This window comes from uncultured Pseudokineococcus sp., from assembly GCF_947495735.1.
Classification (GTDB): Bacteria; Actinomycetota; Actinomycetes; order Actinomycetales; family Quadrisphaeraceae; genus Pseudokineococcus.
In genome coordinates this window covers 1-20,094 of record NZ_CANMAA010000006.1, presented here as the reverse complement: position 1 = coordinate 20,094, position 20,094 = coordinate 1, and the positions used below count along the sequence as shown (strand labels likewise).

The following is a 20,094-nucleotide window of genomic DNA, read 5'->3' as shown; positions in this document are numbered from 1 at the left end:
CTCTGGCGTGGTCTTCGGTGGTGCTGGCTGCTGCCGCCCCGGGCGGGGCGCGCCGGCGCCCGGAGGCGCCGGCGCTGGTCCGTCAGGACCGGGGGGTCACTCCCCGCGGACCTTCTTGACGATCTCCTCGGCCACCGCGCGCGGGACCTCGGCGTAGCTGTCGAAGGACATCGAGTAGACCGCACGGCCCTGCGTCTTGCTCCGCAGGTCACCCACGTACCCGAACATCTCCGACAGCGGCACCTGCGCCCGGACGACCTTGGCGCCGCTGGCGTCCTCCATGGCCTGGATCATGCCGCGGCGCGAGTTGATGTCGCCGATGACGTCGCCCATGTACTCCTCGGGCGTGCGCACCTCGACGGCCATGACCGGCTCGAGGAGCACGGGGTCCGCGCGGCGGACCGCCTCCTTGAGCACCTGCGAGCCGGCGATCTTGAACGCCATCTCCGAGGAGTCGACGTCGTGGTAGGCGCCGTCCAGCAGCGTCGCCTTGATGCCGACCATCGGGTAGCCCGCCACGACGCCCAGCGCCATCGCGTCCTGGATGCCGGCGTCGACGCTCGGGATGTACTCGCGGGGCACGCGGCCACCGGTGACCTTGTTGGAGAACTCGTACATCGCCGCGTCGGCCTCGCTGGTGTCCAGCGGCTCGATCGACACCTGCACCTTGGCGAACTGGCCGGAACCGCCGGTCTGCTTCTTGTGCGTGTAGTCGATCTTGTCGACGGAGCGACGGATGGTCTCGCGGTAGGCGACCTGCGGCTTGCCGACGTTCGCCTCGACGCGGAACTCGCGGCGCATCCGGTCCACGAGGATGTCGAGGTGGAGCTCGCCCATCCCCTTGATGATCGTCTGGCCGGTCTCCTCGTCGAGCTGGACCTGGAAGGTCGGGTCCTCCTCGGCGAGCTTCTGGATGGCCGTGCTCAGCTTCTCCTGGTCGCCCTTGGTCTTGGGCTCGATGGCCACGGAGATGACCGGCTCGGGGAAGGTCATCGACTCGAGGACCACCTGGTCCTGCGGGTCGCACAGGGTGTCGCCCGTGGTCGTGTCCTTCAGGCCGATCATCGCGTAGATGTGGCCGGCGCGGGCCTCGTCGACCGGGTTCTCCTTGTTCGAGTGCATCTGGAAGAGCTTCCCGATGCGCTCCTTCTTGCCCTTGGTCGAGTTGGTGACCGGCGAGCCGGCAGCGACGCGACCGGAGTACACGCGCACGTAGGTCAGCTTGCCGAAGAAGGGGTGCGAGGCGACCTTGAACGCCAGCGCCGAGAAGGGCTCGGTGACGTCGGCGTGGCGGACGATCACCTTCTCCTCGTCGCGCACGTCGTGGCCGTTGACGGCCTCGACGTCGAGCGGCGTCGGCAGGTAGTCCAGGACGGCGTCGAGCATGGGCTGCACGCCCTTGTTCTTGAACGCCGACCCGCAGAGCACCGGGTACTGCTCGCTGGCGACCGTGACCTTGCGGACGGCCTCCTTGATCTCCTCCGGCGCGATGTCCTCGCCACCGAGGTACTTCTCCATCAGCGACTCGCTGGTGTCCGCGATGGCCTCGAGGAGCTTGTCGCGGTACTCGGCGGCGACCTCGACCAGGTCGGCCGGGATCTCCTCGACCTCGTAGGCCTCGCCCTTGCCCGTCTCGCCGCGCCAGGTGAGGGCCCGCATGTGGATCAGGTCGACGACGCCGATGAAGTCGTTCTCGGCCCCGATCGGGATCTGCAGGACCAGCGGCTTGGCGCCGAGGCGCTCGGTGATGGTCCGGACGGTGAAGAAGAAGTCCGCGCCGAGCTTGTCCATCTTGTTGACGAAGCAGATGCGCGGGACGTCGTACTTGTCGGCCTGGCGCCAGACCGTCTCGGACTGGGGCTCGACGCCCTCCTTGCCGTCGAAGACGGCGACGGCGCCGTCGAGCACGCGCAGGGACCGCTCCACCTCGACGGTGAAGTCGACGTGCCCCGGCGTGTCGATGATGTTGATCTGGGTGCCCTCCCAGAAGCAGGTGGTCGCGGCCGAGGTGATCGTGATCCCCCGCTCCTGCTCCTGCTCCATCCAGTCCATGGTGGCCGCGCCGTCGTGGACCTCACCGATCTTGTAGTTGATCCCCGTGTAGAAGAGGATCCGCTCGGTGGTGGTGGTCTTGCCGGCGTCGATGTGCGCCATGATCCCGATGTTGCGGACCTTGAGCAGATCCGTCAGGACGTCCTGTGCCACTAGGCGCTGCCTCTTCCCTGGGTCGTGGAGCGGTGGGGGCGACCCTTCGGTGAGGGGTCGCTGCGCGGGAGCGGGCGCGCGACGGGAGGGTCTCCCCCGCCGCGCGCCACCGGCTCACCAGCGGTAGTGCGCGAAGGCCTTGTTGGACTCGGCCATCTTGTGCGTGTCCTCACGGCGCTTCACCGCGGCACCGAGGCCGTTGCTGGCGTCGAGGATCTCGTTCATCAGGCGCTCCGTCATGGTCTTCTCACGACGGGCCTTGGAGTAGCCGACGAGCCAGCGCAGGGCCAGCGTCGTCGAGCGGCCCGCGCGGACCTCGACGGGCACCTGGTAGGTCGCACCGCCGACGCGGCGGCTGCGGACCTCGAGGGCGGGCTTGACGTTGTCGAGCGCGCGCTTGAGCGCGATGACCGGGTCGTTGCCCGTCTTGGCGCGAGCGCCCTCGAGCGCGCCGTACACGATGCGCTCGGCGGTGGACTTCTTGCCGTCCACCAGGACCTTGTTCACCAGCTGGGTGACCAGCGGGGAGCCGTAGACGGGGTCGATCACGAGCGGCCTCTTCGGGGCCGGGCCCTTGCGAGGCATCAGCGCTTCTCCTTCTTCGCTCCGTAGCGGCTCCGCGCCTGCTTGCGGTTCTTCACGCCCTGGGTGTCCAGGGAGCCGCGGACGATCTTGTAGCGCACGCCCGGCAGGTCCTTCACGCGACCGCCGCGCACGAGCACGATCGAGTGCTCCTGCAGGTTGTGCCCCACGCCCGGGATGTAGGCCGTGACCTCGATGCCGCTGGAGAGCCGCACGCGCGCGACCTTGCGCAGCGCCGAGTTCGGCTTCTTGGGCGTCGTGGTGTACACGCGGGTGCACACGCCGCGGCGCTGGGGGCTCCCCTTGAGGGCCGGGGTCTTCTGCTTCCCGACCTTGTCCTGCCGGCCCTTGCGGACCAGCTGCTGGATCGTGGGCACCGGTGCATCTCCGTCTGTCGTCTGTGCTGGGCCGCCGCCCTGGGCAGGCGGCTCTCGTGCGGTGTGCCGCGCGAGCGCGGCGTCCGGCCTCGGGGTGCTGGGCTCCCGCCCACCCCCGCGCCCGGGCGTGTCTTGATCTGTCCTCGCCGGCTGCGGCTCGTGGAGCTGCGGCCTCGCGCTGCCCGGGAGCAGCCGTGAGACCGCTCGCGGGGCGCGCGTGAGCACCCGGGTCACCGGACGTCCTCACGAGGATAGGCGCCCGCCCCGCGCACCGTCAAAGACGGGGCGCCGGACGGGACGGGACCGGGGCTCCCCCGCAGGAGCGCCCCGGCCCGGACGCCGCGGCGGTCGGGCGCGAGCCCGACCGCCGCAGCGGTCGGGCGCGAGCCCGACCGCCGCAGCGGGTCAGCGGAAGTCGCCGCCCATGTCGTACTCCTCCAGCGGGACCGCCTGGCCCGAGCCCAGGCCGAAGTGGTCGTAGTCGACCTCCTCGTAGCCGGGCATCGAGTACATGGCGGCCTTCGCCTCCTCCGTCGGCTCGACGACCACGTCGCGGTAGCGCGACAGACCCGTGCCGGCCGGGATCAGCTTGCCCAGGATCACGTTCTCCTTGAGGCCGAGCAGCGGGTCGCTCCGGCCCGCGAGCGCGGCCTCGGTGAGCACCTTGGTCGTCTCCTGGAAGGACGCCGCCGACAGCCACGAGTCCGTGGCCAGCGACGCCTTGGTGATCCCCATCAGCTCGGGACGCCCGGCGGCCGGGCTCCCGCCCTCCGCCACCACGCGGCGGTTCTCCTCCTCGAAGCGCGCCCGCTCGGCGAGCTCGCCCGGGAGCAGGCCCGCGTCACCGGCGTCGATGATCGTCACCCGGCGGAGCATCTGCCGGACGATGACCTCGATGTGCTTGTCGTGGATGCCCACGCCCTGGCTGCGGTAGACCTCCTGGACCTCGTCCACGAGGTGCTGCTGCACCTTGCGCGGGCCGAGGATCCGCAGGACCTGCTTGGGGTCCACGGCGCCGTGCAGGAGCTGGTCCCCCACGTCGACGTGCTGGCCGTCGGAGACGAGCAGGCGCGAGCGCTTCGTGAGCGGGTACGCGAACTCCTCGCCGCCGTCGTCCGGCGTCACGACCAGCCGGCGCGCGCGCTCGGTCTCGTCGATGCTCACGCGGCCGGGGACCTCCGAGATCGGCGCCACACCCTTGGGCGTGCGGGCCTCGAAGAGCTCCTGGACGCGCGGGAGGCCGTGGGTGATGTCGTCACCCGCGACGCCGCCCGTGTGGAAGGTGCGCATGGTCAGCTGCGTGCCCGGCTCGCCGATCGACTGGGCGGCGATGATGCCCACCGCCTCGCCGATGTCCACGAGCTTGCCGGTGGCCAGCGAGCGGCCGTAGCAGCGGGCGCACGTGCCCACCCGCGACTCGCAGGTCAGGACCGAGCGGACCTTGATCTCCCGCACGCCCTGCGCCACGAGGGCGTCGATGAGGACGTCGCCGACGTCGCTGCCCGCGGGCGCGAGCACCTGGCCGTCCTCCGCGGTGACGTCGGAGGCCAGCGTGCGCGAGTAGACGCTCGTCTCCACGTGCTCGCCGCGCCGCAGGCCGGAGCCGTCGGCGGACTCGTCGGCGATCGGCATGAGCAGCCCGCGGCGGGTGCCGCAGTCCTCCTCGCGCACGATGACGTCCTGGGAGACGTCCACGAGGCGCCGGGTCAGGTACCCCGAGTCCGCCGTCCGCAGCGCGGTGTCGGCGAGCCCCTTGCGGGCGCCGTGGCTGGAGATGAAGTACTCCAGCACGGAGAAGCCCTCGCGGAAGTTCGACTTCACCGGGCGGGGGATGATCTCGCCCTTCGGGTTGGCCACCAGGCCGCGCATGCCGGCGATCTGGCGGACCTGCATCCAGTTGCCTCGCGCCCCGGAGACGACCATCCGGTAGACCGAGTTGCGCGTGGCGTTGGCGTCGAGGTTGTCCTGCATGTCCTTGGCGACCACGTTGGTCGCCTCGGTCCAGATCTCGATGAGCTCCTGGCGGCGCTCGTCGTCGGTGATCAGGCCCAGCTCGTACTGCTGCTGGACCTTCTCCGCCTTGGCCTCGTAGGTCTCGAGGATCTCCTGCTTGTGCGGCGGCGTGAGGACGTCGGCGATGGAGATCGTCGTCCCCGAGCGCGTCGCCCAGTAGAAGCCCGTCTCCTTCAGCGCGTCCAGCGTCGCCGCGACCTGGCCCTTGTCGTAGCGCTCGGCAAGGTCGTTGACGATCGTCGAGAGGCGCTTCTTGTCCACGCCCTCGTTGATGTAGGCGTAGTCCACCGGGAGCGTCTCGTTGAACAGCGCCCGGCCGAGGGTGGTCTCGAGCACGAGCGGCGAGCCCGCCTCCCAGCCATCCGGCGGCGTCACGCCCGCCGGGGGCACCACGCCGTCGAGGCGGATCTTGACCGGCGACCCGACCTCGAGCTCGCGGTTGTCGTGCGCCATGAGCGCCTCGGCGACCGAGCCGAACGAGCGCCCCTCGCCCGCACCGCCGTCACGCCGGTCGGTGAGGTGGTAGAGCCCGATGATCATGTCCTGGCTGGGCATGGTCACCGGCCGGCCGTCGGCCGGCTTGAGGATGTTGTTGCTGCTCAGCATGAGGATGCGGGCCTCGGCCTGCGCCTCGGTGGACAGCGGCAGGTGCACGGCCATCTGGTCGCCGTCGAAGTCGGCGTTGAACGCCGTGCAGACGAGCGGGTGGATCTGGATGGCCTTGCCCTCGACCAGCTGCGGCTCGAACGCCTGGATGCCCAGGCGGTGCAGCGTGGGCGCGCGGTTCAGCAGCACCGGGTGCTCGGTGATGACCTCCTCGAGCACGTCCCACACGTGGCCGTACCGGGCACCGCTGCCGCCGGCGCGCTCGACCATGCGCTTGGCCGACTTGATGTTCTGCGCGTGGTTGAGGTCGACGAGGCGCTTCATGACGAAGGGCTTGAAGAGCTCGAGCGCCATCTGCTTGGGCAGGCCGCACTGGTGCAGCTTCAGCTGCGGGCCGACGACGATGACCGAGCGGCCCGAGTAGTCGACGCGCTTGCCGAGCAGGTTCTGGCGGAACCGGCCCTGCTTGCCCTTGAGCAGGTCGGACAGCGACTTCAGCGGCCGGTTGCCCGGGCCCGTCACCGGGCGCCCGCGGCGGCCGTTGTCGAACAGCGAGTCGACGGCCTCCTGGAGCATCCGCTTCTCGTTGTTGACGATGATCTCGGGCGCGCCGAGGTCCAGCAGCCGCTTGAGCCGGTTGTTCCGGTTGATCACGCGGCGGTACAGGTCGTTGAGGTCGCTCGTCGCGAACCGGCCGCCGTCGAGCTGCACCATCGGGCGCAGGTCCGGCGGGATGACCGGGACGCAGTCGAGCACCATGCCCATCGGCGAGTTGCTCGTCGTCAGGAAGTTCGAGACGACCTTCAGCCGCTTGAGGGCGCGGGTCTTCTTCTGGCCCTTGCCGCTGCGGATGATCTCGCGGAGCAGCTCGGCCTCGGCCTCGAGGTCGAAGCTCTCGAGGCGCTTCTGGATCGCGTTCGCGCCCATGCTGCCTTCGAAGTACAGGCCGTAGCGGTCGCGCAGCTCGCGGTAGAGCACCTCGTCGCCCTCGAGGTCGGAGACCTTGAGCTTGGAGAAGCGGTCCCACACCTGCGTGAGGCGGTCGACCTCGGCGTCCGCGCGGCGGCGGATCTGGTTCATCTCGCGCTCGGCGCTCTCGCGCACCTTGCGGCGGGCGTCGGACTTGGCGCCCTCGGCCTCGAGCTCGGCGATGTCGGACTCCAGGCGCTTGGCCCGGGCCTCGACGTCGGAGTCACGCCGGTCGGAGACCTGCTTCTTCTCGAGCTCCATGGCGGCCTGCAGGGACGGCAGGTCGCGGTGCCGCGACTCCTCGTCCACCCACGTGATCATGTAGGCCGCGAAGTAGATGACCTTCTCGAGGTCCTTGGGGGCCAGGTCGAGCAGGTACCCGAGCCGGCTGGGGACGCCCTTGAAGTACCAGATGTGGGTGACGGGGGCGGCGAGCTCGATGTGGCCCATCCGCTCGCGGCGCACCTTGGCGCGCGTCACCTCGACGCCGCAGCGCTCGCAGATGATGCCCTTGAAGCGCACGCGCTTGTACTTGCCGCAGTAGCACTCCCAGTCCCGGGTGGGACCGAAGATCTTCTCGCAGAAGAGACCGTCCTTCTCCGGCTTGAGCGTCCGGTAGTTGATGGTCTCTGGCTTCTTGACCTCGCCGAAGCTCCAGTCGCGGATGCTGTCCGCGGTAGCCAGGCCGATGCGCAGGTCGTCGAAGAGGTTGCCGTCGAGCAAGGGGTGTCCTTCTCTCGCGTGAAGGGTGGTGGATCGGGGCGCCGCTCCCCCGCCGGCCGGTGCGCCCGCCAGGGCGCGGACCGACCGCCGGGAGCGGCGTGCGGGGGCGTCCGGCGCGCGCTGCGGGAGCGCGCGCCGGACGCCGGCTCAGACCTCCTCGACGCTGCTCGGCTCGCGCCGCGACAGGTCGATGCCGAGCTCCTCGGCCGCTCGGAAGACGTCGTCGTCCGAGTCGCGCATCTCGATCATCGTGCCGTCCGCCGAGAGGACCTCGACGTTCAGGCAGAGCGACTGCATCTCCTTGATGAGCACCTTGAAGGACTCGGGGATGCCGGGCTCGGGGATGTTCTCGCCCTTGACGATGGCCTCGTAGACCTTCACGCGGCCCAGCACGTCGTCGGACTTGATCGTCAGCAGCTCCTGGAGCGCGTACGCCGCGCCGTAGGCCTCGAGGGCCCACACCTCCATCTCGCCGAACCGCTGACCGCCGAACTGGGCCTTACCGCCCAGCGGCTGCTGCGTGATCATCGAGTAGGGGCCCGTCGAGCGGGCGTGGATCTTGTCGTCGACGAGGTGGTGGAGCTTCAGGATGTACTGGTAGCCCACCGACACCGGCTCCGGGAACGGCTCGCCGGAGCGGCCGTCGAACAGCCGCGCCTTGCCCGTGCCGTCGACGAGGCGGACCCCGTCGCGGTTCGGGATGGTCGAGCCGAGCAGACCCGTGATCTCGTCCTCCGACGCGCCGTCGAAGACCGGCGACGCGACGTTCGTGCGCGCCTCGGCGCTCCAGGCGGCCTCGGGCAGGGTCTTCGCCCAGTCGGGCGTCCCCTCGACCTGCCACCCGCGGGAGGCGATCCAGCCGAGGTGCAGCTCGAGCACCTGGCCGACGTTCATCCGGCCCGGCACGCCGAGCGGGTTGAGCACGATGTCGACCGGCGTGCCGTCCTCGAGGAACGGCATGTCCTCGACCGGCAGGATCTTGGAGATGACGCCCTTGTTGCCGTGGCGGCCGGCCAGCTTGTCGCCGTCCGTGATCTTGCGCCGCTGGGCCGTGTAGACGCGCACGAGCTGGTTGACGCCCGGGGGCAGCTCGTCGCCCTCGTCGCGGTCGAAGACCTTGACCCCGATGACGGTGCCGGTCTCGCCGTGGGGCACCTTCAGCGAGGTGTCGCGCACCTCGCGCGCCTTCTCGCCGAAGATCGCGCGCAGCAGGCGCTCCTCGGGGGTGAGCTCGGTCTCGCCCTTGGGCGTGACCTTGCCGACGAGGACGTCGCCCGGGACGACCTCGGCGCCGATGCGGATGATGCCGCGCTCGTCGAGGTCGGCGAGGACCTCCTCGGAGACGTTCGGGATGTCCCGCGTGATCTCCTCGGCGCCCAGCTTGGTGTCGCGGGCGTCGACCTCGTGCTCCTCGATGTGGATCGAGGACAGGACGTCGTCCTGCACGATCCGCTGCGACAGGATGATCGCGTCCTCGAAGTTGTGGCCCTCCCAGGACATGAAGGCCACGAGCAGGTTCTTGCCGAGCGCGAGCTCGCCGTTGTCGGTCGACGGCCCGTCCGCGAGGACGTCGCCCGCCTCCACGTGCACGCCCTCGTCCACGACCACGCGCTGGTTGTACGACGTGCCCTGGTTCGAGCGCGTGAACTTGGCCAGCCGGTAGGTGTTCGAGGAGCCGTCGTCGTTGCTCACGACGACCGCGTCGGCGGAGACGTCGGTGACCGCGCCCGGCTTCACCGCGACGATGACGTCGCCGGCGTCGACGGCCGCGTGGCGCTCCATGCCGGTGCCCACGAGGGGGGCCTCGGCCTTGACGAGCGGCACGGCCTGGCGCTGCATGTTCGAGCCCATGAGCGCGCGGTTGACGTCGTCGTGCTCCAGGAACGGGATCATCGCGGTGGCCACGGAGACCATCTGGCGCGGCGAGACGTCCATGAAGTCGACCTCGTCGGCCGGCACGAACTCGGCCTCGCCGCCGCGGCTGCGCACGAGGACGCGGGCCTCGGCGAAGCGCTTGTCCTCCGTCAGCGGCGCGTTCGCCTGGGCGATGACGACGTCGTCCTCGTCGTCCGCGGTGAGGTAGAGGACGTCGTCCGAGACGACCCCGTCGGCGACCTTGCGGTACGGCGTCTCGACGAACCCGAAGGCGTTGATGCGGCCGTAGCTCGACAGCGAGCCGATCAGGCCGATGTTCGGGCCCTCCGGCGTCTCGATCGGGCACATGCGGCCGTAGTGCGACGGGTGGACGTCGCGCACGTCCATGCCGGCGCGGTCGCGGGACAGACCGCCGGGGCCCAGCGCGGAGAGACGGCGCTTGTGCGTCAGCCCCGCCAGCGGGTTGGTCTGGTCCATGAACTGGCTCAGCTGGCTCGTCCCGAAGAACTCCTTGATGGAGGCCACGACGGGGCGGATGTTGATGAGCGTCTGCGGCGTGATGGCCTCGACGTCCTGGGTCGTCATGCGCTCGCGCACGACGCGCTCCATCCGGGACAGGCCCGTGCGGACCTGGTTCTGGATGAGCTCGCCGACGCTGCGCAGGCGGCGGTTGCCGAAGTGGTCGATGTCGTCGACCTCGACGCGTACCTCGGTCGCCGAGCCGTCCTCGCCCACGCCCGGCATGGTCGCGCCGCCGGCGTGCAGCGTGACCAGCAGGCGCACGGTGGCCGCGATGTCGTCGACGGACAGCACGCCGTCGGACAGCGGCTCCGACATCCCGAGCTTCTTGTTGAGCTTGTAGCGACCGACCTTGGCCAAGTCGTAGCGCTTCGGGTTGAAGTACAGGTTCTCGAGCAGCGTCTGCGCGGCCTCGCGCGTGGGCGGCTCGCCCGGGCGCAGCTTGCGGTAGATGTCGAGCAGCGCGTCGTCGGTGGTCTGCGCGCCGTCCTTCTCCAGCGTCGTGCGGATCGACTCGAAGTCGCCGAACTCCTCGAGGATCCGCGCCTCGCTCCAGCCCAGGGCCTTGAGCAGCACCGTGACGGACTGCTTGCGCTTGCGGTCGACGCGGACGCCGACGGTGTCGCGCTTGTCCACCTCGAACTCGAGCCAGGCGCCGCGCGAGGGGATGACCTTGGCGGTGTAGACGTCCTTGTCGGACAGCTTGTCGACGGAACGCTCGAAGTACACGCCCGGCGAGCGGACCAGCTGGGACACGACGACGCGCTCGGTGCCGTTGATGACGAACGTGCCGCGGTCGGTCATGAGCGGGAAGTCGCCCATGAAGACCGTCTGGCTCTTGATCTCGCCCGTGGTGGCGTTCATGAACTCGGCCGTCACGAACAGGGGCGCGGCGTAGGTCATGTCGCGCTCCTTGCACTCCTCGAGGGAGTACTTCGGAGGCTCGAAGCGGTGGTCGCGGAAGGACAGCGACATGGAGCCCGAGAAGTCCTCGATGGGGGAGATCTCCTCGAAGATCTCCTCGAGGCCGGAGCTGGTGGGCACGTCCTGCCGGCCCTGCTCGAGCGCGGTGGCCACGCGGGCCTGCCAGCGGTCGTTGCCCAGCAGCCAGTCGAAGTTCTCGGTCTGGAGGGCGAGCAGGTCGGGGACGTCGAGGGGCTCGTCGATCTTGGCGAAGGAGATGCGGCGTGCGGCGGAGCTGGGGGTGGTGGAGTCAGACGCTGTGCGCGAGACGGCCAAGAGGGGTCCTTCCACGTGCCTGCGGGCGGATCGGTCGCCGTCCTGGGCGCTTCCGACCGCGCCCCACCGGCACGTCACCAGGGGACGCGGGCATCTGAGGGGTCGGCACAGGACAGGGCGAAATCGCGAGAGTAGCCGCAGGCAGGCTCGCGTGTCCAACCGGCGCCGTCGACGTCGTCGTCGCGGGCCGCGGCGGGCGCACGAGACGGCTCCGCGGGGCTGGATGCGTCCGCACTCTCGCCGAGGGCGGCGCCGCGGTCAAGCCCGCCGCGCCGTCGCCGGGGACCGGTCCCCCGCTCGCCGCGGCCGGACGCGCCGAGGGGCGGGAGCCGCGGCGCTGCCGCTGCTCCCGCCCCTCGGCGGTCGTGCTCCCGTCGGCGCCCCGCCTCAGCGGCGCGTCGGCGGGTCAGGTCACTTGACGGTGACGGTGGCGCCGGCGCCCTCGAGCTGGGTCTTCGCGGCGTCGGCAGCGTCCTTGGCCACGCCCTCGAGGACGTTCTTGGGAGCGCCGTCGACGAGGTCCTTGGCCTCCTTGAGGCCCAGGCTCGTGAGAGCGCGGACCTCCTTGATGACCTGGATCTTCTTGTCGCCGGCCGCCTCGAGGACGACGTCGAACTCCGTCTTCTCCTCCTCGGCCTCGGCGGGCGCGCCACCGGCGGCGCCGCCGCCGGCCACGGCCACGGGGGCCGCGGCGGTGACGTCGAAGGTCTCCTCGAACTTCTTCACGAAGTCGGAGAGCTCGATGAGCGTGAGCTCCTTGAACGCGTCGAGCAGCTCGTCGGTGCTGAGCTTCGCCATGGGGGCGTTCCTCTCAGGTCGGTGCCCGGCCCGCGCTCTCGGCGGGCCTGGTGGGGCGGGTTCGGTGGGCGTGCTGGTGCGGTGCTCGCCCCGGGGGGCGGCGGAGCGGGCGGCGGGGCCGCACGCTCCGGGTGCGGCTCAGGCGTCCGCGGGAGCGGGCTCGGCCGAGGCCTCGTCCGCGGGTGCGGCGTCGGCCGGAGCCTCGTCCGCGGCGGCGGGGCCGCCCTGGGCCTCGCGCTCGACGCGCAGGGCCTCGACCGTCCGGACGGCCTTGGACAGCGGCGCCGCGAGGACGTAGGCGCCCCGCGACAGCGTGGCCTTGAGAGCGCCGGCGGTCTTGGCGAGCAGCACCTCGCGGGACTCGAGGTCCGCGAGCTGGCCGATCTCGGCCGCGCTCATCGCGCGCCCGTCGAGCAGACCCGCCTTGATGACGAGCTGCGGGTTCTCCTTCGCGAAGTCGCGCAGGCCCTTCGCGGCCTCCACGGGGTCACCGCTGATGAACGCGATGGCCGTGGGGCCCTTGAGGTCGGCGTCGAACGCGTCGACGCCCGCCTGGGACGCCGCGATCTTCGTGAGGGTGTTCTTGGAGACCGCGTACGTCACGTCGTCGCCCAGCACGCGGCGCAGCCGCTTGAGCTGCGCGACGCTGAGCCCGCGGTACTCGGTCAGCACGGCGGCGTTCGAGCCGCGGAAGCGCTCCGCGAGCTCGGCGACCGCCGCTTCCTTCTCGGGCTTCGCCATGGCCCTCCTTCCGGGGTGGGTGGGTGGTCACCACCGCCGTCGAGACCCCGACGAGCGGGCTCCCGACGGCTCGGGCCCGGGGACGACGAGAGCCCCGGCGCACGGCGCACGGGGCTCGGGGCGCCGCACCCCAGGGGGTGACGGCGGGAGGAGCTGGCACCTGCGCCGGCACCCGCGTCGGTCGCGGGACCTTGGCGCCGTCCGCGAGCGGACGGCGACCGGCGGTCTTCGGTCGTGGGCAGCCTAGGCGACGCGCGGAGGAGCGCCAAATCCCCTCCACCGCCCGGCGGCCCCGTGCGCACGAGAACCGGGCGCGCGCGGGCCGGGACGCGACGAGCCCCCGCCCCGGGGACCGGGACGGGGGCTCGTGGGCAGGTGCGTCAGACCGCGGGGGTCTCCTCCAGGAGGTCGCGCGTGCGGGAGGCGTCGAGCGGGATGCCCGGGCCCATCGTCGTGGTCATGACGGCCTTGGCGATGTAGCGGCCCTTGGACGCCGACGGCTTGAGCCGCAGCACCTCCTCCAGCGCCGCGCCGTAGTTCTGCACCAGCTGCTCGTCGGTGAAGGAGGTCTTCCCCACGACGAAGTGCAGGTTGGAGTGCTTGTCGACGCGGAACTCGATGCGGCCGCCCTTGATGTCCGAGACCGCCTTGGCCACGTCCATCGTCACCGTGCCGGTGCGCGGGTTGGGCATGAGCCCGCGGGGGCCCAGCACGCGGCCCAGCCGGCCGACCTTGCCCATGAGGTCCGGCGTGGCCACGGCCGCGTCGAAGTCCAGGAAGCCGCCCTGGACGCGCTCGATCAGCTCGTCGCCGCCGACGACGTCCGCGCCGGCCGCCTCGGCCTGCGCGGCGCGGTCGCCGGTCGCGAAGACGAGGACGCGGGCCGTCTTGCCCGTGCCGTGGGGCAGGTTGACCGTGCCGCGCACGATCTGGTCGGCCTTGCGGGGGTCGACGCCGAGCCGCATGGCGACCTCGACGGTGCCGGCGTAGGACGTCGTGGACGTCTCGCGCGCCAGGCGCACGGCGTCGAGCGGCGCGTACAGGCGGGTCTCGTCGATCTTCTCGACGGCGGCGCGGTACTTCTTGCTGCGCATGTCAGCTCCTCGCATCTCGCGGCGCGGGGCCGCGGTGGGGCGGGCGACCGGAGGAGTCCGGGAGCCCTTCGGGTGGGAGTCGTGGTCGGCGAGCCAGCGCGGGCCCTGCCACTGGTGGTGCGGTCGGTGCCCCGAGGGGCGCCGGGAGGAGCGGGTCAGCCCTGGACCGTGATGCCCATCGAGCGCGCGGTGCCGGCGATGATCTTGCTCGCCGCCTCGACGTCGTTGGCGTTGAGGTCCTCGAGCTTCTGCTCGGCGATGGCCCGGACCTGCTCGGCCGTCAGGTTGGCGACCTTCGCGGTGTGGGGGGTCGGGGAGCCCTTGTCGACGCCCGCGGCCTTCTTGATGAGCTCGGCGGCCGGCGGCGTCTTGGTGATGAAGGTGAACGAGCGGTCCTCGTACACCGTGATCTCGACCGGGACCACGTTGCCGCGCTGGGACTCCGTCGCGGCGTTGTAGGCCTTGCAGAACTCCATGATGTTCACGCCGTGCTGGCCCAGCGCGGGGCCGATCGGCGGGGCCGGCGTCGCGGCGCCGGCCTTGATCTGGAGCTTGATGAGTCCGGAGACCCTCTTCTTGGGGGGCATGGCACGTCCTTCTCTCGCAGGTGCCCGGGACCTCGGGGGCCGCGGGCGCCGGCGGCGCTGACTCGCCGCCGGGGGTCTGGTGCCGGCGGCGGGCGCCGCGGGGCGCCGGCCTGCCGGGGGTCGTCAGAGCTTGGCGACCTGGTTGAACGCCAGCTCGACGGGCGTCTCGCGGCCGAAGATGGACACGAGGACCTTGAGCTTCTGGGCGTCCGCGTTGATCTCGGTGATCGTCGCCGGGAGCGTCTCGAAGGGCGGCTCCATGACGGTGACCGACTCGCCGACCTCGAAGTCGACCTCGGTGGTGCGCGCCGGCTGCGCGCCGCCGCCCTCGCCGCCGCCGGAGGCGCCTGCGCGCTGCTCCTTCGGCGCGATCGTCGGCGCCAGCATGGAGAACACCTCGTCGAGGCTCAGCGGCACCGGCTGGTGGGTGTGGCCGACGAAGCCCGTGACGCCCGGCGTGTGCCGGACGGCGCCCCACGACTCGTCGGTGAGGTCCATGCGGACGAGGACGTAGCCGGGGATCCGGACGCGGCGGACCAGCTTGCGCTGGCCGTTCTTGATCTCCGTCACCTCCTCCATGGGGACCTCGATCCCGTAGATGTAGTCCTCCATGTTGAGGCTGGTGATGCGGTTCTCGAGGTTCGCCTTCACGCGGTTCTCGTAGCCCGCGTAGGAGTGGATGACGTACCAGTCGCCCGGCTCACGGCGCAGCGCCGCCTTGAACTCCTCGACCGGGTCGCCCTCCTCGTCGGAGGCGTCCACGTCCACCGGGCCGACGGCGCCGTCGCCGACGTCCACCCGCTCCCTGTCCTGCGCGACGGCGTCCTCGTCCTGCGCGACGGCGTCCTCGCCCTGCCCGGCGCCGGTGCCCGCGTCCTGCGTGACGTCCGGGGCGACGTCGGTCTCGACCTCCCGGTCGAGGGCTGCGTCGAGCGCGGGGTCGGGCTGCTGCTCGGTCTGCTGCTCGGTCACGGGTGGGCCTGCCTTCCGGCGTGCTGGGCGGGGGGGCGCGCGTCGGCGCTGCGCGCCCGCGGGGGTCTCGGGTCGGACGGGGTCCGGTGCGGCTCAGCCGCCGCCGAAGACCCAGAGGACGGCGCGCCCGAAGACGAAGTCCAGGGCGGACACGTAGAGCATCACGACGGCCACGAAGACGAGCACCACCGCGGTGTAGGTGAGGAGCTCGCGTCGCGTCGGGCGGACGACCTTGCTGAGCTCGGCCCACACCTCGCGCAGGAAGCGCACCAGGCGGGCGCCCACGCCGGGGGCCCGGTCGGCGCCGCCACCGCGGACGGGCGAGGAGCCGCCGCCGGAGCCGCTGTCACCGGGAGCGCCTCCACCAGGACGTGGGGCGTCGGCCGCATCGGCGTGCGTCACAGGGGCTCCTGCCTCGGGTCTCGGGATCGGGTGCGCCGCAGCGGCCCGCGCGACGGCGCCCCGCTGGGCGCCCCACCGCGCCGGACCGCTCGGCTGCCTCGCCGCCCCCCGGGGGGACGGCGTCCGCAGGGCAGGAGGGACTCGAACCCACAACCGCCGGTTTTGGAGACCGGTGCGCTACCAATTGCGCCACTGCCCTTCGGCCGCTGCGGCGCGCCGACGACCACCCCGGCGGGGATGGCGGACGGCGCACCTGTGCTGCCGTCGGTCACTGTACGCGGCTGCGCCTGCCGCCGTCGAACCCCGCCCCTCGGGCGCGGCTGCGCGCGCCGGTCCGCGGAGCGGGCGGACCCGGCCCCGGCCGGGTCCGCGGTGGGAGGATCGCGCGCGTGACCGACGAGACCGCCGCCCCCGACGCCTCCCCCGCAGCCCAGAGCGGCACCCCGCGCGACACCCCCCGCGACACCCCCCGGGGCCCCGCGGCCCGCGTGTCCGCCCGGGTCGGCGGCATCGCCGAGTCGGCGACCCTCGCCGTGGACGCCCGGGCCAAGGCCCTCAAGGCGCAGGGCCGCCCGGTGATCGGCTTCGGGGCGGGCGAGCCGGACTTCCCGACGCCGGCACCCGTCGTCGAGGCGGCCGCCGCCGCCGCGCGGGAGCCCGCCAACCACCGCTACACCCCGGCCGCGGGGCTCCCCGACCTGCGGGCGGCGGTCGTCGCCAAGACGGCGCGTGACTCCGGGCTCGAGCTGGACCCCGCGCAGGTGCTCGTCACCAACGGCGGCAAGCAGGCGGTGTACACGGCTTTCGCCACGCTGCTGGACCCGGGTGACGAGGTGCTCCTGCCCGCGCCGTACTGGACGACCTACCCGGAGGCGGTCCGCCTGGCCGGCGGCGTGCCGGTGGAGGTCTTCGCGGGCGAGGACGCCGGCTACCTGGTCACCGTCGAGCAGCTCGAGGCGGCGCGCACCCCGCGTACCAAGGTCCTGCTCTTCTGCTCGCCCTCCAACCCCACCGGCGCCGTCTACCCGCCCGAGCAGGTGGAGGCGATCGGCCGCTGGGCGCTGGAGCACGGCGTCTGGGTCGTGACGGACGAGATCTACGAGCACCTCGTCTACGACGGCGCCACGGCGCCGTCGATGCCGGTCCTCGTGCCCGAGCTCGCCGACACGTGCGTCGTGCTGAACGGCGTCGCGAAGACCTACGCGATGACGGGCTGGCGGGTGGGGTGGCTGGCCGGCCCCCTCGACGTGGTGCGGGCCGCGACCAACCTGCAGTCCCACCTGACGTCGAACGTGGCCAACGTCTCCCAGCGCGCCGCGGTGGAGGCGCTGACCAGCGACCTGTCGGCCGTCGCGTCGATGCGCGAGGCGTTCGACCGCCGGCGCCGCACGATGGTCTCGATGCTCCGCGAGATCGACGGCGTGGTCTGCCCGATGCCGCAGGGGGCCTTCTACGCCTACCCCAGCGTGCAGGGCCTGCTCGGGCGCGAGCTGCGGGGGCGCACCCCCACGACGTCCGCCGAGCTCGCCGAGGTCGTGCTGGCCGAGGCGGAGGTGGCGGTGGTCCCGGGCGAGGCCTTCGGGCCCAGCGGCTACCTGCGCCTGTCGTACGCCCTCGGCGACGACGACCTCGTCGAGGGCGTGGGCCGGCTGCAGCGCCTGCTGGCCGAGGTGCGCTGAGCGGGCTCAGCCCGCCCCGGTCTCCTCGGCGTCGTCGGCCTCGAGGGCGGCGGCCAGCTCCGCGGCCATCGCGCCCTCGAGGGCGGCGAGGTCGACGACGTCGGCAGCGGCGCCGTCGAGCCGCTCGCTGAGGGCGTCCGCCCCCGGGGAGGCGACGACGAGGCGGCCCCGGTCGGCGAGGTCGGCGAAGATGTTGTCGTTGCTCATCACGACCACGCGCAGGGGCTCCGCCTCCGCCGGCACCGACGCGGCGACGTCGAGCAGCTCGTGGTCGGCGAGGTCGCTGCCGTCGTCGACGGCGCGCACGACCTCCGCCCACTCCCCGAGGTGCGGGGCGGCGCGCTCGGCCGCGCCGTGCTGGCCCGAGATGCCCACGACGTCGGCCTGGCGCGCCAGCCCGACCACCACGGCCATGCGCGCGCGCCAGCGCACGGGCCCGGCTCGCAGGTTGTCGAGGTCGGCCAGCAGCACCCGGGTGCCCGGTCCCTCGCCCCACAGCGGGTCTCGGTCGAGCCACGCGCAGACGGCCGCGCCCAGCGGGTCGGGCGCGGGTGCCGGGGCGCTCGTCGCGGACCGCCGCACCCGCCCCCGGCGCCGGGGCCCGTCGGGTGCGACTCCCGCCGCGGCACCGGCCGCCCGCCCGTCCCGGGCCTGCGGCAGGTCGGCGAGCCGCACCCACTCGTAGTCGGCCCACTCGCCCGGCGCTCCACCCAGTCCCACGCGCCGCATGCTCCCACCCCGAGCGCCCTCGCCCCGCCGCGCCGGGCGGGCCGGGCGGGCCGGGCGGGCCCGGGCGGGCCGGGCGGGCCGGGCGGGCCGGGCGGGCCGCTGCGGCTCCTCGGTCCGCGGCGGGCTCCCGCCTGCCCCGGCGGGCGAGCCCCCCGACGCGCAGCACCCCCGACGCGCAGGAGCCCCGACGCACGAGGCCCCCGCGACGACGTGCGTCGCGGGGGCCTCGTCGCCGAGGGTCGGGCGGGTCAGGCGCAGCCGACGCCCTGCAGCGGGAAGGTCGCCTCCTGCGAGGTCACCGTGGCGAGGTCGACGGGGTCGGCGGCCAGCAGCCACACCGACAGCAGCCACACCACGACCACGAGGACGCCGACCACGACGCCGGCGACGCCGACGGACGCGCCCCAGCGCGCCTCCCGCGAGAGCGCCACGCCGACGGCCGACAGGACGACGGCGACGACGGCGAGCAGCAGGGCGGTGAGGTACCCGTCGACCCCGCTGGCGGTGACGCCGACCGGGTCGGGCGTGCACTCGCGGACAGCGGACTCCGTCCCGGCGAGGAAGAGGGCCAGCAGGCCGGTGAGCAGGCCGGACAGGGCCAGACCGGGGCCGGCGGAGCCGCCGCGCTCGCGCCGGCGGTCCTCCTCGACGAGGAGGACGTCGTCGTCGCGGTCGAGGTCGGTGGTGGTGGCGGGGCCGTCGGCGGGCGCGGCGCCGTGCGCGGAGAGGTCGGGGTCGCCGGCCACGGGGCGCCGGGTGCTGTCGTCAGGAGTGCTCATGCCGGCGATCCTCGCAGCAGCGCGCGGCGCCGTCGTGATCGGCGCGCCCGGCGGGGCGAAGGCGCAGGCTGCGCCCAGGGCGCTCCCAGGGAGGGTGGTCCCGGGCGGGGCGCTCCCGGCGGGGCGGTCCCGGAGCAGGACGACGACGGGGACGTCGGGGTCTCCGGGCGGTGCTGTCCCTCGGTGCGGCGGTCTCCGGCACGCCGGGGCGGTGCCGGCGCGCGCAGCACGCGCGCGGGGAGGTCCGGCGGGGCTCGGTGCCCGGCGAGCGGGCTGCGCCGGGGCGCCGGGGCGGGGCGACGCCGTCGCGCGCGAGGTGCCACGATCGGTGCGTGGACGAGCAGAGCGCGACGCCGCCGCCCCCGAGCACGCCGTCGCCCGGCGGCTCGGCACCGCTGCTCGTGCTGTGCGCCCACGGCACGCGGGGGCCGCGGGGGCGGCGCACCGTCGGGGCGCTGGTGGACGCGCTGTCGCGCGCCCGTCCGGGCACGGCCGTGCGCGCCGCCTTCGTCGACGTGCAGCCGCCGACCGTGGCCGACGTCGTCGCCCAGCACGCGCCCGAGCGCGGCGTGGTGGTCGTGCCGGTGCTGCTGTCCGCCGGGCACCACGTGGGCTCCGACGTGGCGCGCGCCGTGGCCCCGTGGTCTCGGGCGGTCTCGGCCGGGCCCCTGGGCCCCCACCCGCTGCTCGACGAGGTGCTCGCCGACCGGCTCGCCGAGGCCGGCGCGCTCCCCGGGGACGCCGTCGTGCTCGCGGCCGCCGGGTCGAGCGACCCGCGCGCCGCCCCCGACGTCGAGCGCGTGGCCGCAGCGCTGCGGACCCGCCACGACGGCGAGGTCGTCGTGGGCTACGGGGCGGCGGCGCAGCCCCGCGTCCCGGACGCCGTCGCGGCCCTGCGCGAGCGGGGCGCCCGGCGCGTCCTGGTGGCCTCCTACCTGCTCGGGCCCGGCTTCTTCCACGACCGGCTCGCCGGGGTCGGCGCCGACGCCGTCTCCGAGCCCCTGCTCACCGCGCCCGACGGCGCGCTGGAGCCCCGGGTGCTGGCGGCCGTCTGGTCGCGCTTCGACGCCGCCGCGGCCCTGCCCGTCTGAGCGCTGCCCTCCGCCCCCTGGCCGTCCGGACGGCCCTGCCCGGATCCTCGCGGTGGTCGCAACAGCCGAAGCCACCAGGGGACGGCGATGGTCAGGTTCACTGCCGTGATGGAC

15 protein-coding genes and 1 tRNA gene are annotated in these 20,094 nt (G+C 73.0%); 2 read left to right on the top strand and 14 right to left on the bottom strand.

The genetic code is table 11. The annotated features are described in order from the left end of the window. Positions 1-96: 96 nt before the first annotated feature. The 12 genes from fusA to Q0848_RS09895 all read right to left on the bottom strand — a co-directional run bounded on the left by fusA (position 97) and on the right by Q0848_RS09895 (position 15,901). Positions 97-2,205: an elongation factor G gene (gene fusA / locus Q0848_RS09950; RefSeq protein WP_366146524.1), complete on the bottom strand. Its 2,109-nt coding sequence runs from the start codon at positions 2,203-2,205 to the stop codon at positions 97-99. 114 nt (positions 2,206-2,319) lie between these two features. After that, complete coding sequence (gene rpsG, locus Q0848_RS09945; RefSeq protein WP_299037084.1) at positions 2,320-2,790, bottom strand: 30S ribosomal protein S7; 471 nt, start codon at positions 2,788-2,790, stop codon at positions 2,320-2,322. Beyond that, the gene (rpsL, locus tag Q0848_RS09940; protein WP_123379914.1) at positions 2,790-3,164 is read right to left on the bottom strand and encodes a 30S ribosomal protein S12; all 375 of its coding nucleotides are present in this window, start codon (positions 3,162-3,164) and stop codon (positions 2,790-2,792) included. Before rpsL ends, rpsG begins: the two co-directional genes overlap by 1 nt. Before the next feature lie 405 nt (positions 3,165-3,569). Then, entirely contained in the window at positions 3,570-7,475 is a 3,906-nt protein-coding gene (locus Q0848_RS09935) for a DNA-directed RNA polymerase subunit beta' (RefSeq protein ID WP_299037081.1), read from the bottom strand. Between the two features lie 147 nt (positions 7,476-7,622). Beyond that, the gene (rpoB, locus tag Q0848_RS09930) at positions 7,623-11,108 is read right to left on the bottom strand and encodes a DNA-directed RNA polymerase subunit beta (protein WP_299037079.1); all 3,486 of its coding nucleotides are present in this window, start codon (positions 11,106-11,108) and stop codon (positions 7,623-7,625) included. A 411-nt stretch (positions 11,109-11,519) separates the two neighbouring features. Further along, entirely contained in the window at positions 11,520-11,906 is a 387-nt protein-coding gene (gene rplL, locus Q0848_RS09925; RefSeq protein WP_299037077.1) for a 50S ribosomal protein L7/L12, read from the bottom strand. Between the two features lie 138 nt (positions 11,907-12,044). Beyond that, entirely contained in the window at positions 12,045-12,647 is a 603-nt protein-coding gene (gene rplJ / locus Q0848_RS09920) for a 50S ribosomal protein L10 (RefSeq protein ID WP_299037075.1), read from the bottom strand. Between the two features lie 380 nt (positions 12,648-13,027). Continuing rightward, positions 13,028-13,741 (bottom strand): 50S ribosomal protein L1, encoded by a 714-nt coding sequence (rplA, locus tag Q0848_RS09915; protein ID WP_299037073.1) that lies wholly within the window; start codon positions 13,739-13,741, stop codon positions 13,028-13,030. 155 nt (positions 13,742-13,896) lie between these two features. Then, positions 13,897-14,328 (bottom strand): 50S ribosomal protein L11, encoded by a 432-nt coding sequence (gene rplK / locus Q0848_RS09910; protein WP_299037071.1) that lies wholly within the window; start codon positions 14,326-14,328, stop codon positions 13,897-13,899. A 123-nt stretch (positions 14,329-14,451) separates the two neighbouring features. After that, a complete protein-coding gene (gene nusG / locus Q0848_RS09905) occupies positions 14,452-15,300 on the bottom strand; it encodes a transcription termination/antitermination protein NusG (protein WP_299037069.1) in 849 nt (282 codons plus the stop codon). 93 nt (positions 15,301-15,393) lie between these two features. Then, positions 15,394-15,702, bottom strand: coding sequence for a preprotein translocase subunit SecE (gene secE, locus Q0848_RS09900; RefSeq protein WP_299037067.1), 309 nt, complete (start codon positions 15,700-15,702; stop codon positions 15,394-15,396). Between the two features lie 126 nt (positions 15,703-15,828). Then, positions 15,829-15,901 (bottom strand) — tRNA-Trp (locus tag Q0848_RS09895). A 289-nt stretch (positions 15,902-16,190) separates the two neighbouring features. Between Q0848_RS09895 and Q0848_RS09890 the strand changes: the two genes are divergently transcribed. Then, complete coding sequence (locus tag Q0848_RS09890) at positions 16,191-17,381, top strand: pyridoxal phosphate-dependent aminotransferase (protein ID WP_366146527.1); 1,191 nt, start codon at positions 16,191-16,193, stop codon at positions 17,379-17,381. A gap of 6 nt (positions 17,382-17,387) precedes the next feature. On the opposite strand, the gene Q0848_RS09885 is transcribed toward Q0848_RS09890, so the two are convergent. Both Q0848_RS09885 and Q0848_RS09880 read right to left on the bottom strand, forming a co-directional pair. Next, a complete protein-coding gene (locus Q0848_RS09885; RefSeq protein WP_299037063.1) occupies positions 17,388-18,101 on the bottom strand; it encodes a hypothetical protein in 714 nt (237 codons plus the stop codon). Positions 18,102-18,358: 257 nt separating this feature from the next. Beyond that, complete coding sequence (locus Q0848_RS09880; RefSeq protein ID WP_299037061.1) at positions 18,359-18,889, bottom strand: hypothetical protein; 531 nt, start codon at positions 18,887-18,889, stop codon at positions 18,359-18,361. Between the two features lie 332 nt (positions 18,890-19,221). On the opposite strand from Q0848_RS09880, the gene Q0848_RS09875 reads away from it, so the two are divergent. Next, complete coding sequence (locus Q0848_RS09875; protein WP_299037059.1) at positions 19,222-19,980, top strand: sirohydrochlorin chelatase; 759 nt, start codon at positions 19,222-19,224, stop codon at positions 19,978-19,980. Positions 19,981-20,094 lie beyond the last annotated feature (114 nt).

Excerpts from the sequence above, each read along its gene's own strand:
- rplK (WP_299037071.1), bottom strand. The coding sequence starts at position 14,328 with ATGCCCCCCAAGAAGAGGGTCTCCGGACTCATCAAGCTCCAGATCAAG.
- rplJ (WP_299037075.1), bottom strand. The coding sequence starts at position 12,647 with ATGGCGAAGCCCGAGAAGGAAGCGGCGGTCGCCGAGCTCGCGGAGCGC.
- rpsG (WP_299037084.1), bottom strand. The coding sequence starts at position 2,790 with ATGCCTCGCAAGGGCCCGGCCCCGAAGAGGCCGCTCGTGATCGACCCC.
- rplL (WP_299037077.1), bottom strand. The coding sequence starts at position 11,906 with ATGGCGAAGCTCAGCACCGACGAGCTGCTCGACGCGTTCAAGGAGCTC.
- Q0848_RS09880 (WP_299037061.1), bottom strand. The coding sequence starts at position 18,889 with ATGAGCACTCCTGACGACAGCACCCGGCGCCCCGTGGCCGGCGACCCC.
- rplA (WP_299037073.1), bottom strand. The coding sequence starts at position 13,741 with ATGCGCAGCAAGAAGTACCGCGCCGCCGTCGAGAAGATCGACGAGACC.